This is a genomic window from Candidatus Cloacimonadota bacterium, from assembly GCA_012522635.1.
In the GTDB taxonomy this organism is placed as follows: Bacteria; Cloacimonadota; Cloacimonadia; order Cloacimonadales; family Cloacimonadaceae; genus Syntrophosphaera.
This window is the reverse complement of sequence record JAAYKA010000151.1, coordinates 1-4106: the sequence shown is the minus strand read 5'-3', so window position 1 is coordinate 4106 and position 4106 is coordinate 1. Positions and strand designations below refer to the sequence as shown.

Annotated in this window: 5 protein-coding genes; 1 reads left to right on the top strand and 4 read right to left on the bottom strand. The window is 48.9% G+C overall.

Annotated elements, in window-relative coordinates; all coding sequences use genetic code 11:
- Window positions 1-2 precede the first annotated feature (2 nt).
- Genes GX135_07810 through GX135_07795 form a run of 4 tightly spaced genes read right to left on the bottom strand, consistent with a single transcriptional unit; the run spans window position 3 to window position 3374 of the window.
- A complete protein-coding gene (locus tag GX135_07810; protein NLN85983.1) occupies window positions 3-827 on the bottom strand; it encodes a 2,3,4,5-tetrahydropyridine-2,6-dicarboxylate N-succinyltransferase in 825 nt (274 codons plus the stop codon).
- A 2-nt stretch (window positions 828-829) separates the two neighbouring features.
- Window positions 830-1996 (bottom strand): pyridoxal phosphate-dependent aminotransferase, encoded by a 1167-nt coding sequence (locus GX135_07805; protein NLN85982.1) that lies wholly within the window; start codon window positions 1994-1996, stop codon window positions 830-832.
- The gene (locus GX135_07800; GenBank protein NLN85981.1) at window positions 1993-2532 is read right to left on the bottom strand and encodes a hypothetical protein; all 540 of its coding nucleotides are present in this window, start codon (window positions 2530-2532) and stop codon (window positions 1993-1995) included. The genes GX135_07805 and GX135_07800 overlap by 4 nt, the downstream gene beginning before the upstream one ends.
- On the bottom strand, window positions 2517-3374 hold the full coding sequence (locus tag GX135_07795) for a PHP domain-containing protein (GenBank protein NLN85980.1): 858 nt from the start codon (window positions 3372-3374) through the stop codon (window positions 2517-2519). Before GX135_07795 ends, GX135_07800 begins: the two co-directional genes overlap by 16 nt.
- Before the next feature lie 100 nt (window positions 3375-3474).
- Here GX135_07795 and GX135_07790 point away from each other — a divergent pair.
- Window positions 3475-4106: methyltransferase domain-containing protein (locus GX135_07790; GenBank protein ID NLN85979.1), on the top strand; the 632-nt coding region annotated here is incomplete at its 3' end.

Here is a 4106-nt window from a genome sequence, read left to right as displayed (position 1 = left end):
TTCTATTCCAAAACTGCGCGCAGGTCAGTTTCAAGCTGCAGAGCGTTGTCAGTTTTGGCGTCGCGATATTTCACGATGATGGGACAATAGACTTGAAAACCAGGTTCGTTCTTCATTTGGCGGCTGCCTGGAACCACCACCGCACCTTCCGGAATGGTGAAACTTCCTCCGGGTTCAGGCTGCAGAAATTCGCGATGAACGCTGTCATAAACAGGCGTTGAGGCAGTGATGATGGTGCCGGATGCGATGACGGCGCGTTTTTTAATCAAAATACCCTCGTAAATTCCGGTATTTCCACCGATGAAAGCATCGTCTTCAACCACCACAGGGCGTGAACCTATGGGCTCCAAAACCCCGCCAATCATGGCTCCGGCGGAAAGATGGACGTTTTTTCCAATTTGGGCGCAGGAGCCAACCAAAGCGTGTGAATCCACCATCGAGCCGGAATCCACCCAGGCACCGATATTGATGTAGGAAGGTGGCATGATGGTCACGCCTGAAGCGATGTAACATCCACTGCGGGCTGAACTTCCACCCGGAACGAGGCGCAGTTTATCCTGGAGGCTGAAGGTTTTTTCCGGCAGGGTATCCTTATCGAAAAATATCTTGTTTTCACCCCAGTTCATTTCTGCCAGAGCGCCCATCTTAAAACCAAGCAAAATACCCATTTTAACCCATTGATTCACCTTCCAGCCGGAATCTGTGGGTTCACAGGCTCGAACTTTACCTTCGTTCAAAGCTTGCTGGAAAGCTGTAAACAGCGCCCGGTCTTCCGGGCTGTAAATTTCGGGCTTGTTTTCAAATAAATATACAATCCGTTCTTGCATGATTAAAGCTCTCTCAAACCGGTTTTGAGGCGTTGCACAGCTTCCTCCAAAATGGAGCGCGGGCAGGCAAAATTCAGCCTTTGGAAACCGGAGCCATCAGTGCCGAAATTGGTGCCGGGAACCATTGCTATTCCCGTTTTTTCAATCAGGAAATCCCTGACTTGCGCGTCATCCAAACCCAATTCACGAAAATCGACCCAGGCCAGATAGGTGGCTTCAGGATGGATAAATTTCAGTTGGGGCAGTTCACTGGCAAAAGCATCCTGCAAAAAACGGCGGTTTTCATCCAAATATTCCAATGCCGCCTCCAGCCAATCCTGAGCTTCGCGGTAAGCCGCAATCACAGCGCTGATGCCAAAACTGTTTCCCATAAAGAGATGCAGATTTCTGAGCGCCACCTGCAACTTCACCCGCAAGCGGGGATTTTTCACGATGACAGCGGCGGTGGAAAGCCCCGCCAGGTTAAAGGATTTAGCTGTGGAAAAACAGCAAATTGTGAAATCCGCGAAATCCTCCAAAGAGGCAATGGACAACGCTTTGGCACCGTTATAAACCAGGTCGGCATGGATTTCGTCGCTGATGACCAAAACACCATGCTGCTTGCAAAGCGTTCCCATTTTGCGCAATTCTTCCGGGCTCCACAATCTGCCCACCGGGTTGTGAGGACTGCAAAGAATGAAAACCCGGGCTTGTTTCAACTTGGCTTCAAAATCCTCAAAATCAATTTCATAGCGACCATCCACCAAGTTCAGCGGATTGGTGAGCAAGGTTCTGGCTTGGTCGCGCGCGGCTTTGAAAAATGGTTCATACACAGGGGTTTGAATCAGAATTCCATCTCCAGGTTCAGTGAAAACGGAAACTGCCAAACTCACTGCCGGCATCACTCCCGGGCTATCCAAAATCCAGTCCAGTTCAGGGCGATAGCCATATTGGGACGCTGCCCAATCCGCAACCGCTTCATAATACTCCGGAAACCGGAAATTATAGCCAAAAACGTGGTGGTCAAGTCGTTTTTGCATGGCTTCGATAATCTGGGGCGCCACGGCAAATTCCATATCCGCAACCCACAGCGGCAGAAGACCTTCCCTGCCGTAAACGCTTTTCATGCCATCGTGTTTAAAACAGCCGCTTCCTTTGCGGCAGATAATGCTATCAAAATCGTAAGTCATTGTGTTTCTTCTTCCTGAGAGTTTTTTAAGCGGTGGACGGTGTTCATCATTTTCTGTAGTTCAGGGTCGAGCTGCACCTGGGGCGCGAGATCAAAGATGTTATACATTATTTCAATCATTTTCGGGAAAGAGGCGGGATTTTTCAGGACCCTAACCTTCCCTCGCTGATCCGTGTAAGTTAAAAACATATAATAAGTTATCACCTTGCGCAGTTCCATGGTTTTGATGTTTTCATATTCCACCGCTCTGGAAGGCAGAAGTAAATATCGGAACCAGACACATTCTGGGGTGAAAACAACGGAATTCAGGCTGCTGAAATGGCGCAACAGCGCGTCCAGAGACACAAAAAGCGCCAAAATGGGCAGAATTTTCAGCATAAACGGCGATTCCTGAGTGATTTTTGTGAAAAGCAACCAGATAAAATATCCGGAAATCAAGAGGTGGGCGCTGATGCCCAAAACTCTGGATACAACGGGAACCCTGTAGCGTACAGGCATTCTCCCGCGCACGGTTTCGATGTTCAATTTACGCGGCACTGATATTCTCTCCAAAGCTGGTTCACGCTTTCCAAAATCACCTCATTGGCGGGAACGGCGTCAAACACATTGTGCCTGTCTTGATCGCCATGAAAATCGCTTCCCGCGGTCATGTAAAGTCCGTTATTCTGGCAGATTTCGATGTAATCTTTCACCTGATATTGATAGTGATCTGGATGCCAAACTTCCAGTCCGTCGATTCCCATATCCACAAATTCATGGATATAGTCCTCTTTTTCCAACTTGCCCGGATGGGCGATAATGGCAAAACCACCGGCTTCATGGATGGCGTCAAGCGCTTCTGGCACAGAGAATTCCGGCTTGGGATGAAAGGCTGGGCAGTCGTTGCCGATGTATTTGTCGAAGGCCTCGTTTTTGGAGGAAACATAGCCTTTCGCCATCATCACCTGCGCGATATGGGGGCGCACAATCAATTCCCGGCTTCCGGAAACCGCGACAACCTCTTCCAGGCTCAGTTCCATGCCTAGATCACCCAGTTTTTCAATCATCCTGACGGCACGTTCGCGCCTGCCAATTAGATACATATCAATCATTTCCGCCAAAAGGGGCGATTTGAAATCCGCGCCATAACCCAGGATATGGACATCCGAGCCTTCATGCGTGGAACTCAGTTCCATGCCCGGCAAAATTTTCAGATTGCCAAGCTCTTGGGGCAGATGCTGGTAGGCGTCTCCAGTGTCGTGATCTGTGAGTGAAATAAGGTCCAGGTTTCTTTCCCTGGCACGTTCTACAACTTGCGACGGACTCAAAAATCCGTCTGAAACATTGGTGTGCAGATGCAAATTTATGCGTCTGATGGGATCTATTTTTTTGACTATCATAATCTAATTTATATTGACGTATTTCTGACTCCCTTAAAATCGTCAATGATTTTCTTTTAATCAATTCCCACTGGGGACAAACCCTGCCAAGGAGACCACCATGCGCTATGACCCGTTAAAAGATCTCGCTGCCAGATTTATCCGGCTCCACCCCCGTTTTCGGGAGCTTTTTTTCCGTGGACTGGATTTGCTGCTCTTGCGCCAACGCTATGTGAAACGCGAGATGGACACGCTTTTTCCCGCTGACACAAAGTTTTGGCACTACGACGCTGGCGCTGGATTTTGTCAATACTCCTGGCACAGCCTGAAACGCTGGCCCCGCGCGAAAGTTTTTGCCACAGACCTGAAACGGGATTTTTTGGCGGATTTTGCCGGCTTTGCCAAAAGGGAATTCCCCGGTCGTTTTTATTGGCAATGCGCTGACCTCCAGACTTTTACGCCACAGCGGAAATATGACCTGGTGACTGCCATCGATATTTTGGAACACATTCCAAACGACATGGCGGTTTTGGCAAATTTCCATGCCGCTCTGAAAGAGGGTGGAGCCCTGATTATTTCCGTTCCTTCCGATACTGATGAAGCGGCAAAATTCACTTCCGAACACGTCCGCCCTGGCTATTCAAAACAGGATTTACAGGAAAAGCTGATTAACAGCGGATTTGAGGTGGAAAAACTAATTCACAGCTATGGAACCTGGGGCAGCCTTTCCTGGCGGCTTTTGATGAAATATCC

Excerpts from the sequence above, each read along its gene's own strand:
- GX135_07810 (NLN85983.1), bottom strand. The coding sequence starts at position 827 with ATGCAAGAACGGATTGTATATTTATTTGAAAACAAGCCCGAAATTTAC.
- GX135_07805 (NLN85982.1), bottom strand. The coding sequence starts at position 1,996 with ATGACTTACGATTTTGATAGCATTATCTGCCGCAAAGGAAGCGGCTGT.
- GX135_07795 (NLN85980.1), bottom strand. The coding sequence starts at position 3,374 with ATGATAGTCAAAAAAATAGATCCCATCAGACGCATAAATTTGCATCTG.